At 64.4% G+C, this 17,099-nt stretch carries 16 protein-coding genes; all 16 read left to right on the top strand.

Annotated features, from left to right (window positions below):
• Window positions 1–209: 209 nt before the first annotated feature.
• The 16 genes from arcD to HR9077_RS05375 all read left to right on the top strand — a co-directional run bounded on the left by arcD (window position 210) and on the right by HR9077_RS05375 (window position 17,095).
• Window positions 210–1,637 carry an arginine-ornithine antiporter gene (gene arcD, locus HR9077_RS05450; RefSeq protein ID WP_136065939.1) on the top strand — a complete coding sequence of 476 codons (1,428 nt, stop codon included), beginning with the start codon at window positions 210–212 and terminating at the stop codon, window positions 1,635–1,637.
• A gap of 60 nt (window positions 1,638–1,697) precedes the next feature.
• The gene (arcA, locus tag HR9077_RS05445) at window positions 1,698–2,951 is read left to right on the top strand and encodes an arginine deiminase (protein WP_136065937.1); all 1,254 of its coding nucleotides are present in this window, start codon (window positions 1,698–1,700) and stop codon (window positions 2,949–2,951) included.
• Between the two features lie 40 nt (window positions 2,952–2,991).
• A complete protein-coding gene (locus HR9077_RS05440) occupies window positions 2,992–4,002 on the top strand; it encodes an ornithine carbamoyltransferase (protein ID WP_136065935.1) in 1,011 nt (336 codons plus the stop codon).
• A gap of 26 nt (window positions 4,003–4,028) precedes the next feature.
• A complete protein-coding gene (gene arcC / locus HR9077_RS05435; protein ID WP_136065933.1) occupies window positions 4,029–4,958 on the top strand; it encodes a carbamate kinase in 930 nt (309 codons plus the stop codon).
• Window positions 4,959–5,092: 134 nt separating this feature from the next.
• Entirely contained in the window at window positions 5,093–6,169 is a 1,077-nt protein-coding gene (locus tag HR9077_RS05430) for an HlyD family secretion protein (RefSeq protein ID WP_136065931.1), read from the top strand.
• Complete coding sequence (gene rbbA, locus HR9077_RS05425) at window positions 6,166–8,892, top strand: ribosome-associated ATPase/putative transporter RbbA (RefSeq protein WP_136065929.1); 2,727 nt, start codon at window positions 6,166–6,168, stop codon at window positions 8,890–8,892. The genes HR9077_RS05430 and rbbA overlap by 4 nt, the downstream gene beginning before the upstream one ends.
• Window positions 8,889–10,007: an ABC transporter permease gene (locus HR9077_RS05420; RefSeq protein ID WP_458692909.1), complete on the top strand. Its 1,119-nt coding sequence runs from the start codon at window positions 8,889–8,891 to the stop codon at window positions 10,005–10,007. Before rbbA ends, HR9077_RS05420 begins: the two co-directional genes overlap by 4 nt.
• A 126-nt stretch (window positions 10,008–10,133) precedes the next feature.
• Window positions 10,134–11,249 (top strand): zinc-dependent alcohol dehydrogenase family protein, encoded by a 1,116-nt coding sequence (locus HR9077_RS05415; protein ID WP_244613056.1) that lies wholly within the window; start codon window positions 10,134–10,136, stop codon window positions 11,247–11,249.
• Between the two features lie 188 nt (window positions 11,250–11,437).
• Entirely contained in the window at window positions 11,438–12,865 is a 1,428-nt protein-coding gene (atpD, locus tag HR9077_RS05410) for a F0F1 ATP synthase subunit beta (protein ID WP_136065927.1), read from the top strand.
• Complete coding sequence (locus HR9077_RS05405; RefSeq protein ID WP_136065925.1) at window positions 12,862–13,308, top strand: F0F1 ATP synthase subunit epsilon; 447 nt, start codon at window positions 12,862–12,864, stop codon at window positions 13,306–13,308. Before atpD ends, HR9077_RS05405 begins: the two co-directional genes overlap by 4 nt.
• Window positions 13,295–13,573 (top strand): AtpZ/AtpI family protein, encoded by a 279-nt coding sequence (locus tag HR9077_RS05400; RefSeq protein WP_136065923.1) that lies wholly within the window; start codon window positions 13,295–13,297, stop codon window positions 13,571–13,573. The genes HR9077_RS05405 and HR9077_RS05400 overlap by 14 nt, the downstream gene beginning before the upstream one ends.
• Before the next feature lie 37 nt (window positions 13,574–13,610).
• Window positions 13,611–13,880 carry an N-ATPase subunit AtpR gene (locus HR9077_RS05395; RefSeq protein WP_136065921.1) on the top strand — a complete coding sequence of 90 codons (270 nt, stop codon included), beginning with the start codon at window positions 13,611–13,613 and terminating at the stop codon, window positions 13,878–13,880.
• Complete coding sequence (locus tag HR9077_RS05390) at window positions 13,877–14,572, top strand: F0F1 ATP synthase subunit A (RefSeq protein ID WP_136065918.1); 696 nt, start codon at window positions 13,877–13,879, stop codon at window positions 14,570–14,572. The genes HR9077_RS05395 and HR9077_RS05390 overlap by 4 nt, the downstream gene beginning before the upstream one ends.
• Window position 14,573: 1 nt before the next feature.
• On the top strand, window positions 14,574–14,822 hold the full coding sequence (locus HR9077_RS05385) for a F0F1 ATP synthase subunit C (protein WP_092844411.1): 249 nt from the start codon (window positions 14,574–14,576) through the stop codon (window positions 14,820–14,822).
• Between the two features lie 4 nt (window positions 14,823–14,826).
• On the top strand, window positions 14,827–15,576 hold the full coding sequence (locus tag HR9077_RS05380) for a F0F1 ATP synthase subunit delta (protein ID WP_136065916.1): 750 nt from the start codon (window positions 14,827–14,829) through the stop codon (window positions 15,574–15,576).
• Window positions 15,557–17,095 carry a F0F1 ATP synthase subunit alpha gene (locus tag HR9077_RS05375; RefSeq protein ID WP_136065914.1) on the top strand — a complete coding sequence of 513 codons (1,539 nt, stop codon included), beginning with the start codon at window positions 15,557–15,559 and terminating at the stop codon, window positions 17,093–17,095. The genes HR9077_RS05380 and HR9077_RS05375 overlap by 20 nt, the downstream gene beginning before the upstream one ends.
• Window positions 17,096–17,099 lie beyond the last annotated feature (4 nt).

Below are 17,099 nucleotides of genomic sequence, written 5' to 3'. Positions count from 1 at the left end.
CATACTATCCAAGTCACCTTGGCTTAAATTGATGTGGCTCAAGATGCGCACGAATAAACCTTCATATCATGCACTTATATAAACATGTGGATTGCCTTGGCTGTGCTCCGCACATGAAGCTGAAGGCTAGTTCAGCAGACAAGTTCCCCGGAACCAGACATGACCGATCAGACGCTTGAAACAATCACTCTTCATTGGCGAGGCTAACAATGACCCAGGCCACCCAGAAACTGAAGCTCAGCGCCCTCATCGCACTGGTCGTCGGCTCGATGATCGGCGGGGGGATCTTCTCCCTGCCACAGAACATGGCCGCGAGCGCCAGCGCCGGTGCGGTACTGATCGGTTGGGCAATAACCGCGATCGGCATGCTGACCCTGGCCTTCGTCTTCCAGACACTGGCCAACCGCAAGCCTGAGCTGGATTCGGGGATTTATGCCTATGCCAAGGCCGGCTTCGGCGACTACATGGGGTTCTCGTCCGCCTGGGGCTACTGGATCAGTGCCTGGCTCGGCAACGTCAGCTATTTCGTTCTTCTTTTCAGCACCCTGGGTTATTTCTTTCCCGTCTTTGGCGAAGGCAACACGCCTGTTGCCATTGCCTGTGCCTCGCTGCTGCTGTGGGGCATTCACTTCCTGATCCTGAACGGGATCAAGGAAGCCGCCTTCATCAACCTCGTCACGACCGTGGCGAAAATCGTGCCGCTGATCCTGTTCATCGTCATTACGCTATTTGCATTCGATGCCGACATTTTCCTGACCGACTTCTGGGGACGGGGAAATATCGAACTGGGCAGCGTGATGGACCAGGTCAGGAACATGATGCTGGTAACCGTCTGGGTATTCATCGGTATCGAAGGAGCCAGCATCTATTCGGCCCGGGCCGAAAGACGCAGTGACGTCGGCAAGGCCACGGTGATCGGTTTCCTCGGCGTTCTTCTGCTGCTGGTTCTGGTGAACGTTCTGTCCATGGGCATCATGCAACAGCCTGAACTGACCGCCCTGCAGAACCCCTCCATGGCCGGCGTGCTGGAGCAGGTCGTGGGCCGCTGGGGCTCCATCCTGATCAGCATCGGCCTGGTGGTGTCACTGGCGGGAGGCCTGCTGGCCTGGACGCTGCTGTGCGCGGAGATCCTGTTCGCCGGCGCGCGCGACCACACCATGCCGAACTTCCTGAAGAAGGAGAACCACAAGCAGGTACCCAGCAACGCCCTGTGGGTCTCGAACGGCCTGATTCAACTGTTCCTCATCCTCACCCTGTTCAATGAGTCCACCTATCTCAGCCTCTTCTATCTGGCCACCTCGATGATCCTGGTGCCCTACTTCTGGTCGGCTGCCTATGCCCTGCTGGTGAGCTGGCGAGGCGAGACCTATGACTCCCAGCGGCAGCAACGCAACAAGGACCTGCTCATCGCCCTGATTGCCGTCATCTACAGTGCCTGGCTGGTCTATGCGGGCGGGGTCCAGTACATCCTGCTCTCGGCGCTGCTCTATGCCCCTGGTGCGCTGTTCTTCGCCAAGGCCAAGCGTGAACAGAACCAGCCCGTCTTTCGCCCCGTGGAAAAGGTGATCTTCGCCGTCGTGCTTGCCGGTGCCGCCTTCGCTGCCTACGGCCTGTATAGCGGCTATCTATCGCTCTGAGCTCGGCGCCCTGCCGGTTACAGAGCCGGCAGGCTCGCTATAGTACCTAAGGAGAAGCCCATGTCTGCCCCCCTGCAACTCGGCGTACATTCGGAAATCGGCAAGCTGCGCAAGGTGCTGGTCTGCTCGCCGGGTCTTGCCCATCAGCGCCTTACCCCCAGCAATTGCGACGACCTGCTCTTCGACGACGTGCTCTGGGTCAACCAGGCCAAGCGCGACCATTTCGACTTCGTCACCAAGATGCGCGAACGCGGTGTCGAAGTGCTCGAGATGCACAACCTGCTGACGGAGACGGTAAAGAGCCCCGAAGCCCGTCAATGGATTCTCGACCGGAAGGTCACGGCCAATCAGGTAGGCCTGGGCCTGCAGCAGGAAGTCCGCGCCTGGCTTGAAGAGCAGGAGCCACGTCGACTCGCCGAACTCCTCATCGGCGGCGTCTCGGGCGATGATCTGCCTGGCGATCACGCCAGTGTGATCGCCAGGATGTTTCGTGATTACCTGGGCCACTCGAGCTTCATTCTTCCCCCGCTGCCCAACACGCTGTTCACCCGGGATACCACCTGCTGGATCTATGGCGGCGTGACACTGAACCCCATGCACTGGATGGCACGCCGGCAGGAAACCTTGCTGACCGCCGCGATCTACAAGTTCCATCCCGAATTCGCCGGCGCCAACTTCAAGGTCTGGTACGGCGATACCGATACCGACCATGGCATGGCCTCACTGGAGGGCGGCGACGTCATGCCGCTCGGCAAGGGCATCGTGCTGATCGGCATGGGAGAGCGGACCTCACGCCAGGCGATTGGCCAGCTTGCTCAGTCGTTGTTCAACCAGGGTGCGGCCGAGCGGATCATCGTCGCCGGCCTGCCGAAATCCCGTGCCGCCATGCACCTGGATACCGTGTTCAGCTTCTGTGACCACGATCTGGTGACGGTCTTTCCGGAAGCCGTGCAGTCCATCGTCGCTTTCAGCCTGCGCCCGGATGAAAGCAAGCCGGGCGGCATCGACGTGCGTCGCGAAGAGCAGGGCTTCCTCGAGGTCGTGGCGCAGGCCCTGGGGCTGGAGAAGCTGCGCACGGTCCAGACCGGGGGCGACAGCTACGAGGCCGAGCGGGAGCAGTGGGACGATGGCAACAACGTGGTGGCCCTGGAGCCTGGTGTCGTCATCGGCTACGACCGCAATACCTACACCAATACGCTGCTGCGCAAGGCCGGGGTGGAAGTCATCACCATCGACGCCAGCGAGCTGGGCCGAGGCCGTGGCGGCGGCCATTGCATGACCTGCCCGATCATCCGGGACCCCGTGGATTATTGATCCAGCTCTACCCCTATTCGTAGCTCCGAGGAGAACCCGCATGGCCTTCAACATTCATGACCGAAGCCTGCTCAGCCTGATGCATCACAGCCCCCGCGAGCTGCGCTACCTGCTGGATCTTTCCCGGGATCTAAAGCGCGCCCGGTACACCGGCAGCGAGCAGCAGCACCTGAAGGGCAAGAACATCGCGCTGATATTCGAGAAGACCTCGACCCGCACACGCTGCGCCTTCGAGGTGGCCGCCTATCAGCAGGGCGCCAACGTGACCTACATCGACCCCACCTCTTCCCAGATCGGCCACAAGGAAACGATGAAGGACACGGCACGGGTCCTGGGGCGCATGTACGATGCCATCGAGTATCGGGGTTCAGGCCAGGCAATCGTCGAGGAACTGGCCAGGCATGCCGGCGTCCCGGTATTCAACGGCCTGACCGATGAATACCATCCGACCCAGATGCTCGCCGACGTCTTGACCATGCGCGAACACAGCGACAAGCCGTTGCATGAGATTCGCTACGCCTACCTGGGCGATGCACGCAACAACATGGGCAACTCGCTGCTGCTGATCGGCGCCAAGCTGGGCATGGACGTTCGCATCGGGGCGCCCAAGGAACTGTGGCCGAATGCCGAGCATGTCGAGGCATGTCGACGGTTCGCCGAGGAATCGGGGGGGCGATTGACACTCACCGAAACGCCCGCCGAGGCGGTCAAGGACGTCGACTTCATCCATACCGACGTCTGGGTCTCGATGGGCGAACCCATGGAGACCTGGGGCGAGCGTATCCGGCTTCTGACGCCCTATCAGGTGAACAAAGCCCTGCTGGACGCCAGCGGCAACCCTCGGGTGAAGTTCATGCACTGCCTGCCTGCCTTCCATAACGCCGATACCAAGATCGGCAAGCAGATCGCCGCGCAATACCCCGAGCTGGCGAACGGCGTCGAGGTCACCGAGGAGGTCTTCGAATCCCCGGCCTGCATCGCCTTCGAACAGGCCGAGAACCGCATGCACACGATCAAGGCGGTGCTGGTCGCCACCCTCGGCGATATCTGACACTCACGGCAAGGGAGATAGACTCGATGCGCATCGTCACTGCCCTGGGCGGCAATGCCCTGCTTCGCCGAGGCGAGCCGTTGACGGCGGACAACCAGCGCGAGAATGTACGCATCGCCTGTGCCCAGCTCGCCAGGATCATTCCCGGCAACGAAGTGGTGATCGCCCACGGCAATGGTCCCCAGGTCGGCCTGCTGGCCCTGCAGAGCGCGGCCTACAGCGACGTAGCCCCCTACCCGCTGGATGTACTCGGTGCCCAGACGGAAGGCATGATCGGCTACATGATCGAGCAGGAACTGGGCAACCTGCTGCCTGTCGAGGTCCCGTTCGCCACCCTTCTCACCCAGGTCGAGGTAGACGCCGCCGACCCGGCTTTCCAGCATCCGAGCAAGCCCGTCGGGCCGGTGTACTCGCTGGAGGAGGCCCAGCGCCTGGCCAGGGAAAAGGGCTGGAACATCGCCCCCGATGGCGCCGCTTTTCGCCGCGTGGTCCCGAGCCCGCGCCCCAAGCGCATCTTCGAGATTCGCCCCGTGAAGTGGCTGCTCGAGAAAGGCAGCGTCGTGATCTGTGCCGGTGGCGGCGGCATACCGACCATCTACGATGAGGGACGCAAGCTGCACGGTATCGAAGCGGTCATCGACAAGGATTCATGCTCGGCGCTCCTCGCTCGGGAGCTCGCCAGCGACCTGCTGGTCATCGCCACCGATGTCGATGCCGCCTATATCGACTGGGGCCAGCCCGGCCAGAGGGCCATCGCCCGCGCTCATCCGGATGCGCTGGGAAAGCTGTCCTTCGCGGCAGGCTCGATGGGTCCCAAGATCGAGGCCGCCTGCGACTTCGCCCGTAACACAGGCAAGGAAGCCGTCATCGGTTCCCTGGCGGACATCGAGGCCATTGTCCAGGGCACGGCCGGAACCCGCATCAGCCTGTCGACAGCGGGAATCGAGTATCGCTGAGCCGCGATTCGGCAAGCTGCGGATGCCCATCCCGGGCGCTGCAAACCTCGCTCGGGAGCGACATGTGCGTGCGCATGCCTCCCGGGTCTCGCTTTAACAGACCATGCCCCATGGCGACCGGAGCCTGTCAATACATGAATCGACCACCTCGCAAGCGACTCATCCAAGCCCTGCTCTTCGTCGTCCTGTTGGTCGCCATCGCCCTGATCGTCTGGCAGGCATTGCGCCCTGATGGTCTGGGCGACGCCATCGCCAGCGGCAACGGGCGCATGGAAGCGACCGAGATCGACATCGCCACCAAGCTGAGCGGCCGCGTGGCAGAGATTCTGGTCGATGAAGGCGATTTCGTGGCCCCCGGTCAACTTCTGGCCCGCATGGACACCCGGACGCTCGACGCGCAATTGCGCCAGGCCCAGGCCGAACTGCAGCGCATGCGCAACGCCTTGCAGACCGCCCACGCTCAGGTGGCCCAGAACGAAAGCACCAAGGCCGCGGCGGAGGCCGTCGTGCATCAACGCCAGGCGGAGTTGACCGCGGCACGCAAGCGCTACGAGCGCTCCAGCACCCTCGCCCAGCGCAACGCCATTTCCCGTCAGCAGCTCGACGACGATCGCGCCACCATGCAAAGCGGCGAAGCGGCGCTGGCCGCCTCTAGAGCCCAGGTTTCGGCGGCCGAGGCGGCCAGCGTCGCGGCCCGCTCCCAGGTCGTCGAGGCGCAGTCCGCCATCGATGCCGCCGAAGCCAGCGTGGCGAAGGTCCAGGCGGACCTGGATGACAGCCAGCTGCGTGCCGACCGCCTGGCCCGGGTGCAGTACCGCGTGGCGGAACCCGGCGAAGTCCTGGCCGCAGGCGGCAACGTGCTCAACCTGATCGATCTGACCGACGTCTACATGACGTTCTTTCTGCCCACCTCGCAGGCCGGCCGCGTGGCGCTGGGCAACGATGTGCGCCTGGTGCTGGATGCCGCCCCGGAGTACGTGATCCCCGCCCGGGTCAGCTTCGTCGCCAACACCGCCCAGTTCACTCCCAAGACGGTGGAAACGGCCAGCGAGCGGGAAAAACTCATGTTCCGTATCCGCGCGCGTATCGACCCGCAATTGCTGAAGGAGCATCTCGAACAGGTCAAGACCGGCCTGCCCGGCATGGCCTATCTCAAGCTCGATCCCCAGGCCGAGTGGCCCGACGCCCTCCAGGTGAACGTGTCGTCATGACCGAGGATAGCGCGGCGCGGCTGCACGAGGTCGGCCTGAAGTACGCCAGGACCGTGGCCCTGGCCGACGTGACTCTCGACATCCCGGCCCGCCAGATGGTCGGGCTGATCGGTCCCGACGGGGTCGGCAAGTCGAGCTTGCTGGCCCTGATTGCCGGCGCCCGGCGCCTCCAGCGAGGGCATATCGAGGTGCTCGGCGGCGACATCGCCGACGGCGAGCATCGCCGCCTCGCGGGACCGCGCATCGCCTACATGCCGCAGGGGCTCGGCAAGAACCTCTACCCGACCCTGACCGTGCGCGAGAACCTCGAATTCTTCGCTCGCCTGTTCGGTCAGGACCACGACGAGCGCGAACGTCGCATCGTCGACCTGACCCGCAGCACCGGCCTGGCCGATTTCACCGAGCGCCCCGTCGGCAAGCTCTCCGGGGGCATGAAGCAGAAGCTGGGCTTGTGTTGCGCACTGATCCACGATCCCGACCTGCTGATCCTCGACGAACCGACGACCGGGGTCGACCCGCTCTCGCGCAGCCAGTTCTGGGAATTGATCACCCGCATTCGCCAGCAGCGCCCCCGCATGAGCGTACTGGTGGCCACCGCCTACATGGACGAAGCCCAGCGCTTCGATTGGCTGGTGGCGATGAACGATGGGCAAGTACTCGATACCGGCTCCCCCCGGGCCCTGCTCGAACGGACCCGATGCACGACGCTGGAAGAGGCGTTCATCCAGTTGCTGCCCGAGGAGAGACGCCGCGGGCATCGACAGCTTGCCATTCCGCCACGCCCTGCCAATGACGAGATCGCCATCGAGGCCCACGGCCTGACCAAGCGGTTCGGCGATTTCACCGCCGTGGATCACGTCGACTTTCGCATCGAGCGCGGCGAGATCTTCGGCTTCCTCGGCTCCAATGGCTGCGGCAAGTCGACCACCATGAAGATGCTCACCGGCCTGCTGCCGTTCGAGGAAGGCGAGGCCCGGCTTTTCGGCCAGCCGGTCGATCCTCAGGACATCGAGACCCGGCGCCGGGTCGGGTACATGTCGCAGGCGTTCTCGCTGTACAGCGAGCTGAGCGTGGGGCAGAACCTCGACCTGCATGCCCGACTGTTCCACCTGCCCGACGACGATTACCGCCTGCGCCGACAGGAACTACTGAGCCGCTTCGATCTGGAGAGCGTCATCGATGAACTACCCGGCCGACTGCCGCTGGGAGTCCGTCAACGCCTGTCGCTGGCGGTGGCAATACTGCACCGTCCGGAAATCCTGATCCTCGACGAACCGACCTCCGGCGTCGACCCGATCGCCCGCGACAATTTCTGGGCCCAGTTGGTGACGATGTCGCGCGAGGATGGCGTCACCATCTTCATCTCGACCCACTTCATGAACGAGGCCATGCGTTGTGACCGCATCTCGCTGATGCATGCCGGCCGGGTCCTCGCCAGCGACACGCCTCGGGCACTGATGGAGGACCATGGCGGCGATACGCTGGAAGAGGCCTTCATCGCCTATCTGCGCGAGGCCAGCCAGGCGCCTCAAGAACCCGACGATGAGGGGCCGGCAGGGCCCCCCACCATTGTTACGGCCACCGCCGCTGCCCCGCCTCCGCGCTTCAGTAGGCGGCGGCTGTTCAGCTACGCCCGACGCGAAAGCATGGAATTGCGACGCGATCCGGTGCGCGCCACCCTGGCCCTGGCCGGCACCTTGCTGCTCATGTTCATCGTCGGTTATGGCATCAGCATGGATGTGGAAGACCTTTCCTTTGCGGTGCTCGACCGCGACCAGACCACCACCAGTCAGCATTACATCCTCGACCTGGCCGGCTCACGCTACTTCAGCGAAAAGCCGCCACTGCAGAGCTACGACGAACTCGACGAACGCCTGCGCAACGGCAATATCAGCCTGGCGGTGGAGATTCCGCCCGATTTCGGGCGCGATCTCAAGCGCGGCGACTCGCCTCAGGTGGCCTACTGGATCGACGGTGCGATGCCCAATCGCGCCAGCACGATACGCGGCTATGTCCAGGGCATTCATGGCGACTACCTGCGGGAACTGTCACGGGGCAGCAGCACGCCCAGTAGCGGCCAGGTCGATATCGCCCTTCGCTACCGCTACAACCCGGACGTCCAGAGCCTGCCGGCGATGGTGCCGGCAGTCATTCCGCTGCTGCTGATGATGATTCCCGCCATGCTCACCGCTCTGGGGGTGGTACGCGAGAAAGAGCTCGGGTCGATCACCAACTTCTATGTCACCCCGGTGACCCGCCTGGAGTTCCTGATCGGCAAGCAGCTGCCCTACGTGGCCCTGGGCATGATCAACTTCCTGCTGCTGGTGCTGTTGTCGATCCTGGTATTCGACGTGCCGATCAAGGGCAATCCGTTCACCCTGGCCCTGGGCGCCCTGCTCTACGTGATGTGCGCCACCGGGCTGGGGTTCTTGATCTCGGCCTTGTTCAACAGTCAGATCGCGGCCATCTTCGGTACCGCCATCGGCACGCTGGTACCGGCGATCCAGTTCTCGGGCATGCTGCATCCCGTTTCATCAATGGAAGGCGCTTCGGCGGTGATCGGCCAGCTCTACCCCACCAGTCATTTCCTGATCATCAGCCGGGGCGTCTTCTCCAAGGCCCTTGGGCTGACCGAACTCTATCCCTACTTTCTGGCCCTGCTGGCGACCATTCCGGTGTTGAGCCTGCTGAGCCTCGTCGGCCTCAGGAAACAGGAGGCATGATGCGCACGCTCGCCAATATCTTCCAGTTGGGCGTCAAGGAGCTGCGCACGCTCTTGCGCGACCCCGCCATGCTGCTGCTGATCGTCTACGCCTTCAGCCTCAGCATCTATTCGAGCGCCACCGCGATGCCGGAGGCACTTCACCGCGCCACGATCGCCATCGTCGACGAGGATCGCTCGCCGGCCTCACAACGCCTGATCGACGGCTTCCAGGCGCCCTATTTCCTGTCACCGGTGCTCACCGGGCATGCCGACATGGACGAGGGCATGGACGAGGGGCGCTATACCTTCACGCTGGACATTCCGCCCGGTTTCCAGCACGACCTGCTCGACGGCGACACGGTAACGATTCAGCTCAACGTCGATGCGACCCAGATCAGCCAGGCGTTCACCGGGGCCGGCTACATTCAGGAAATCGTCAACGACGAAGTCGCCACCTTCCTGGCGGGCCACGATCCCGACGGCGCCTCCGCCGTTCAGGCAGTGGTACGCATGGTCTACAACCCCAACCTGGACCCGGCCTGGTTCGGCGCGGTGAACGAAGTCATCAACCAGATCACCATGCTGTCGATCATCCTCACCGGCGCCGCGCTGATCCGCGAGCGCGAGCATGGCACCATCGAGCATCTGCTGGTCATGCCGGTGTCGCCCTTCGAGATCATGACGGCCAAGGTCTGGTCCATGGGCCTGGTGGTCCTGATCGCCTCCGCCTTCGCCCTGCGCGTGGTCGTGGAAATCGGCTTGCAGGTACCCATCGCCGGCTCGGTCATCCTGTTTCTCTTCGGCGCCATGCTGCATCTGTTCGCCACGACATCCATGGGCATATTCTTCGGTACCGTGGCGCGCTCCATGCCCCAGCTCGGCCTGCTGATCATTCTTACGCTGATTCCGCTGCAGGTACTGTCCGGCGGAACGACACCGCGGGAAAGCATGCCGGAACTCATTCAGAACATCATGCTCGCCGCACCGACCACGCATTTCGTGATGCTGGGGCAAAGCATTCTGTTTCGTGGCGCAGGGTTATCGATCGTCTGGCCGCAGTTATTGGCGCTGGTGGCCATTGGCGCGGTGTTTTTCCTGTTCGCCCTGTCCCGGCTGCGTAAATCGCTGGGATGACTATCCGCGTACAACGTGCCGGTCTTCGCGCCCTTTCGGATATCGGGTCATTTTTTCGAGATCAGCTCTGCGTTCATGCCGAGCACCAATTCGTTAATGAAATGAAGGCCACCCACGACGAGTTTGATGTCGATCAATTTCTACCGGCGCGCTACAGCCATACTCAGGGTGATAAACGACCAGGCTCAGGCCGCAATCAGGAGTACCGGATCGATGAAAGCGCTCGTCTATGAAGGGGTGGGCCAACGGAGCTGGAAGGACAAGTCCCGTCCCGTTATTCAGGAACCCACGGACGCCATTGTACGGCTGACCCATACCACCATCTGCGGAACCGACCTGCATATATTGAAAGGTGATGTCCCCGCGGTCGAAGCCGGTCGGACCCTGGGCCATGAGGGAGTAGGCATCGTCGAGGAAGTTGGCGATAGCGTAAGCAGCCTCAAGCCGGGCGATCAGGTGCTTATCTCCTGCATCACCTCCTGCGGCCACTGCGACTACTGCAAGCAGGGCATGTATGCCCACTGCCGGGATGGCGGCTGGATCCTGGGGCACAGGATCGACGGGACCCAGGCCGAGCTCGTGCGTATCCCGCATGCCGACAACAGCCTCTACCGCTTGCCTCCGGGCCTCGACCCGGCCGCCGCGCTGATGCTGAGCGATATCCTGCCCACCGGCCACGAGATCGGCGCACTCAATGGCGAGGTCAAGCTCGGCGATACCGTGGCCATCATAGGCGCCGGACCGATAGGCCTGGCGGCCCTGCTCACGTCCCGCTTCTATTCGCCGGCCCGCATCATCATGGTCGATCCCGACGAGAACCGGCTGGCCGTGGCCCGCCAGATGGGGGCGACCGATACCGTCAGTGGCGACCCTGTCGCAGCGATCATGAAGCTCACCGATGGCGAAGGCGTCGATGTGGCCATGGAAGCGGTGGGCATCCCCGAGTCGTTCGATACCTGCCAGCGTATCCTGCGACCTGGCGGAAAGCTCGCCAACATCGGCGTGCACGGCCATAGCGTCGAATTCCGCATCCAGGAGTTGTGGATCAAGAACGTCACGATCCGCACGGGGCTGGTGAATACCAACACCATCCCGGTACTGATGCGTTTTCTCGAAGCCGGTGGCATCGACGCGCAGAGTCTGATCACGCACCACTTTGCCCTGAACGAGATCGAGCAGGCCTATGACGTGTTCGCGCGTGCCGCCTCGGAAAAGGCTATCAAGGTGTTGTTGACCGCCTGACAGCGCTGGAGGAACTTCAATCATCCGCCCCGAGAATCCTTTGCCTGCCGTTCGCGACGATACATCGCAAGTTCCCGTGCCCACCACAGGTGTGGCTGGCAAAGCGCACGGGGCTACCTGGCGTTGCGCCGGCCACCGGCTCCACGCTGGCCGGCATTGCACCAGATATACAGGAACCCCGCGTCATCATGGCTGACAGACTCCAGGGGCGAATCAGTGCCATCCGCGGCGCGGTGGTCGACGTCGCCTTTGCGCATGGCTTGCCACGCATCAACGAGGCTCTGACCATCCCGCGCGACGACGGCGCTTCGCTGCTGGCCGAGGTGCAGGCCCATCTCGACGATCGGCATGTGCGCTGCATCGCCCTGGCGAACACCTCGGGGCTGTCCCGGGGCGACCCGGTGCGTGCGCTCGATGGCCCGCTCAGCGTGCCGGTGGGCGATGCCGTGCTGGGGCGCCTGCTCGACGTGACCGGCGCCTTGGGTGATGCCGGCCCCGCCCTGCCCGAGGACATCGCAAGGCGTTCGATCCATCGGTTGCCCCCGGCACTGGCCGACCAGCATGCGGCCAGCGAACGCTTCGCCACCGGGATCAAGGTCATCGACCTGCTGACGCCGCTGGTCCAGGGCAGCAAGGCGGCCATGTTCGGCGGCGCCGGGGTCGGCAAGACCGTGCTGGTCATGGAGCTGATCCACGCCATGGTCGAGCGCTATCAGGGCATCTCCGTGTTCGCCGGGGTCGGCGAACGTTCCCGCGAGGGCCACGAGATGCTCCTCGACATGCGTCAGTCCGGCGTCCTGCCGCATACCGTGCTCGTCTACGGCCAGATGAACGAGCCTCCCGGTGCACGCTGGCGTGTTCCGCTGACGGCGCTGTCCATCGCCGAATACTTCCGCGATGAACAGCGCAAGAATGTGCTGCTGCTGATGGACAACGTGTTCCGCTTCGTGCAGGCCGGTGCCGAGGTGTCCGGCCTGCTCGGCCGGCTGCCCTCGCGTGTCGGTTACCAGCCGACGCTGGCCGACGAGGTGGCCGCGCTTCAGGAGCGTATCGTCTCGGTGGCAGGGGTGGCCGTCACCGCCATCGAAGCCGTCTACGTCCCCGCCGACGATTTCACCGACCCGGCGGTCACCGCCCTGGCCAGCCACGTCGACAGCATGGTCGTGCTGTCCCGGTCCATGGCGGCGCAAGGCATGTACCCGGCCATCGATCCGATCGCCTCGTCATCGATCCTGCTCGACCCGATGGTGGTCGGCGAAACACATTTCGATATCGCCACCGAGGTACGTCGCACCATCGAACATTACCGCAGCCTGCAGGACGTGATTTCGCTGCTCGGGGTCGAGGAACTGGGCAGCGAGGACCGCCGTATCGTCGCTCGCGCCCGGCGTCTTCAACGCTTCCTGACCCAGCCATTCGCGGTGACGGAGGCCTTCACCGGCATGCCCGGCAACTCGGTGGCGATCGAGGATACATTGGCGGGTTGTCGGGCGATTCTGGACGGGGAATGCGATGACTGGCAGGAGCGCTCGCTGTACATGGTCGGCACGCTCGACGATGCACGCCGCAAGGAGCAGGCCGTTCCCCAGGACGAACCCGGGGAACAAGCGCCATGAGCCATGCGCCGTTTCATCTGTTGATCACGACACCGCAGCGGATCCTGGTGGACCGCGACGATATCGTGGCCCTGCGTGCCGAGGACGCCAGTGGCAGCTTCGGCCTGTTGCCAGGCCACGTGGACTTCCTGACCGTACTCTCGCCATCGGTGGTACGTTGGCGCTGCCGCGCGAACAGTCGGGCCTACTGCGCCGTTCACAATGGCGTGCTGAGTCTGGAAGGCCGCGAGTTACGCATTGCCTGTCGTGAAGGCGTTGTCGGCGACGACCTCGAGGCGCTCGAAACCCAGGTTCATCAGGCGCGTGAAAACGAGCGCGACACCGTCCGCCAGGCGCGTGTCGAGCAACTCCGGCTGCACACCCAGGCGGTACGTCACCTGGTGCGCTACCTGCGCCCTGCCCATGACACGGTGATCCAGGGAGGGGGCAATGGCGAACCGTGAGCCCAATCATGTCCGCGACGCCGCCCGTCGCGCCGCGGAGCGTGCCCGTCGCGGCAGGGACGATCCGGAACCGTCACTGGCAAGGCGTCTGGGTCAGATCGGCGTGCTGGGATGGGCCATCGTCATCCCCCTGCTGCTGGGCCTTTTGCTGGGACGTTGGCTCGACCGCCTGCTGGGGACCGGGGTGCTGTTCGCCGCCGCCCTGCTTTTTGTGGGCGCGGGAATCGGCTTGTGGTCGGCCTGGCGCTGGATGCACCGTCAATGAAGCGTACAAGTGATGCCATCGAATCAGGAGCCATGATATGAGTCTGATCGCGCAGGCCTTGGCGGGCCTGACGTTGGGCCTGGCCGGCGGCCTGGTCCACTTCCTGTCGCTGGCCTGGAACCTGAAGCTGTTCCTGGCGGGCAGGCCCTGGCAGGCTTTCGGTGTCCAGTGTCTGCGCCTTGCGCCCACCGTTGCGCTGCTGGCCGGCCTGGCCCAATGGGGCGCGGTTGCCGTGCTGGCCGGCCTGGCCGGGCTGCTGGTGGCGCGCCACGTCACGCTGCGGGGTCCGCGGGTGACAACGCCATGAACGACTCCCCGCTGGTCACCTCCGCCCTGTTCCATATCGGCCCGGTCGCGATCAGTGCCGCCGTCGTCGTCACCTGGGCGTTGATGGCGGGGATGGGCGTGGGCAGTTGGGCGCTGACCCGCGGGCTTTCGCGACGCCCGGGAAAAGCCCAGTGTCTCCTGGAGCTGCTCGTCGAGACCCTGGATCACCAGATCCGCGACACCATGCAGGTCGCTCCCCAACGCTACCGGGCACTGATCGGCACGCTGTTCCTGTTCATTCTCGCCGCCAACTGGTCGGCGCTGATTCCCGGCATCGAACCGCCGACCGCGCACCTGGAAACCGATGTCGTGCTGGCCCTGATCGTGCTGGCAGCCAGCATCGGCTACGGCGTGGCGACCCGTGGCCTGGCGGGATATCTGCGTACCTTCGCCGAGCCGAGCTGGGTGATGGTCCCGCTCAACCTCGTCGAGCAGCTCACCCGCACGTTCTCGCTGATCGTGCGCCTGTTCGGCAATGTCATGAGCGGCGTCTTCGTGCTGGGCATCACCCTGTCACTGGCCGGCCTGCTGGTACCGATCCCGTTCATGGCGCTGGACATGCTGACCGGCGCCATCCAGGCCTATATCTTCAGCGTACTCGCCATGGTTTTCCTGGGGGCTGCCGTGGAGTCGCCCCCCGCCTCGCTTTCCCCGGAACACAAGGAGTCCTGAGTTGGACAACCTCATTCAGATCGTCAGTATCCTCGCGGCGGCGATTGCCGTCTCCTTCGGTGCCATCGGCCCCGCGCTTGCCGAAGGCAGGGCCGTGGCTGCCGCCATGGATGCCATCGCCCGTCAGCCCGAATCCGCCGGCACCCTTTCGCGGACCCTCTTCGTGGGGTTGGCGATGATCGAGACCATGGCCATCTACTGCCTGGTCATTGCCGTGCTGGTGCTGTTCGCCAATCCGTTCGTCGGATAGGCCGATGACGCTCGACTGGTGGACCCTGGGGCTGCAGACCCTTAACGTTCTCGTCCTGCTCTGGCTGCTGTCACGCTTTTTGTTCAAGCCGATAGCGGCGATCATCGCCGAGCGCCAGCGGGCGGCCAATCGACTGCTGGACGAGGCTTCAGCGGCAAAGGACGAGGCCCGCAAGCTTCGCGACGCTTCCGACCAGGCCAGGGCCGGGGCCAACCGCCAGCGCGCCGCCGCCCTGCAAGCGGCCGAAGTGGACGCCGATCAGGCCCGGCGGCTACGCCTACAGGAAGCCGACGCGGAAATCGCGCGTCGTCACCGCCAGGCCCAGGAGGCGCTGCACGCCGAACGACAGCGCCTGCAAGCCATTACCGAAGAACGGGCCGGCCGACTGGCGCTGACCATCGCCGGCAGGCTCATGCAGCGCCTGCCGGAAAGTGCCCGCGTCGAAGGTTTCATCGATGACCTCGTCGATGGACTGGCGTCGTTGCCGGCAGAGACGCGTCGTTCGCTTGCCCAATCCGATGCGCCCCTGCGCCTCAAGGCGCCCCGGGCACTGACCGAGACCGAACGTGACGCCCTCCAGGCCGCCCTTCGACGCGTTCTGAAAACCCCGCCCGAGCCTCTGGTCATCGTCGACCCCGAACTGATCGCCGGTCTGGAGCTGGAAACCGAGCACGCCGTGGTGCGCAACAGTCTGCGCGCCGACCTGGCACGCCTGCAGACGGAGATCTCCCTGCATGACCTCGAACAGTCCTGACGCCACCGCCGATGCCTGGCTGACCCGCAACCGGACCGCACTCGAACGCACCCCCTTCGGGGTCGAGGTCGGCGAGATCGGGCGCGTCACCCGGATCGCCGACGGCATTGCTCGCGTTTCCGGCCTGCCGGGTGTAAAGCTCAACGAACTGCTGCGTTTCAGCGACACCAGCCTCGGTTTTGCCCTGACCCTCGATGCCGAGTCCATCAATGCCGTGCTGCTGGACGATAGCGGGAGCATCGCGGCCGGCAGCGAAGTGCATGCCACCGGCGAGATCCTGCGGGTACCGGTCGGCGAGGCGCTGCTCGGGCGAGTCATCGACCCCCTCGGTCGGCCACTGGACCGCGACGAGCCCATACCCGCCGAGACCACGCTGCCCATCGAGCGGGCCGCCCCTGCCATCATCGAGCGCGACCTGGTCAGCGAACCGCTCGACACCGGCACACTGGTGATCGATGCCCTGTTTCCCATCGGTCGCGGACAACGCGAGCTGATCATCGGCGACCGCTCTACCGGCAAGACCTCGCTGGCCATCGATACCATCATCAACCAGAAACACAGCGACGTGATCTGCGTGTACATCGCCGTCGGCCAGCGTGCCGGGGAAGTGCAGCAAGTCATCGAGTCGGTGCGCCGGCATGGCGATCCGAGTCGCTGCATTTTCGTCGTCGCCACCGCCTCGGCCTCGGCCGGCCTGCAGTGGGCCGCGCCCTTCGCCGGCATCAGCGTCGCCGAGTACTTCCGCGATCGCGGCCAGCACGCCCTGGTGGTGATCGACGATCTCAGCCAGCATGCCGCTACCCATCGCGAGCTGGCGCTGCTCACTCACGAGCCGCCGGGCCGCGAAGCCTACCCCGGCGATATCTTCTATCTGCATGCCCGCCTGCTCGAACGTGCCGCCAAGCTCAGCCCCGAACGTGGCGGTGGATCGCTGACGGCACTGCCGATCGCGCAGACCGATGCCGGCAATCTCTCGGCCTATATTCCCACCAACCTGATCTCCATCACCGATGGGCAGATCGTCCTCGATGCCCACCTGGCCGCGGCCAATCAGCGCCCCTCCGTGGACGTGGGCCTGTCGGTCAGCCGCGTGGGCGGCAAGGCCCAACCCAGGGCGCTGCGTGACGTGTCGGGCAAGCTACGCCTGGAGTATTCGCAGTTCCAGGAACTCGAAATGTTCACCCGCTTCGGGGGGCTCAGCGATGTCCGCGTCAAGCAGCAGATCCTGCATGGACGCGCGATACGCGCCCTGCTCACACAACCACGCTTCGATGCCCTGCGACGGATCGACCAGATCGCCCTGTTGGCCACTCTCGACGAAGGGGTCTTCGATGCCCTTCCGCTGCCCCTCATCGCCCAACTGAAAGCGCGTCTATCGGCCTGGCTGGATGCCCGACTGGGAGACGCCAAGCCCGACGTCGCAAGCCTGGCGAGCAAGCCCCTCGATGATGCGTTGCGTCGCCGACTGGTCGTGGAGGTCCAGGCCCTGGCAAACGATATCGCGGACTCTTCGTCATGAGCGG

It is taken from the genome of Modicisalibacter radicis (assembly GCF_900961225.1).
Taxonomy (GTDB): Bacteria; Pseudomonadota; Gammaproteobacteria; order Pseudomonadales; family Halomonadaceae; genus Modicisalibacter.
Note: the sequence above shows the minus strand (reverse complement) of the source record. Positions and strands in the feature narration are given on the sequence as shown.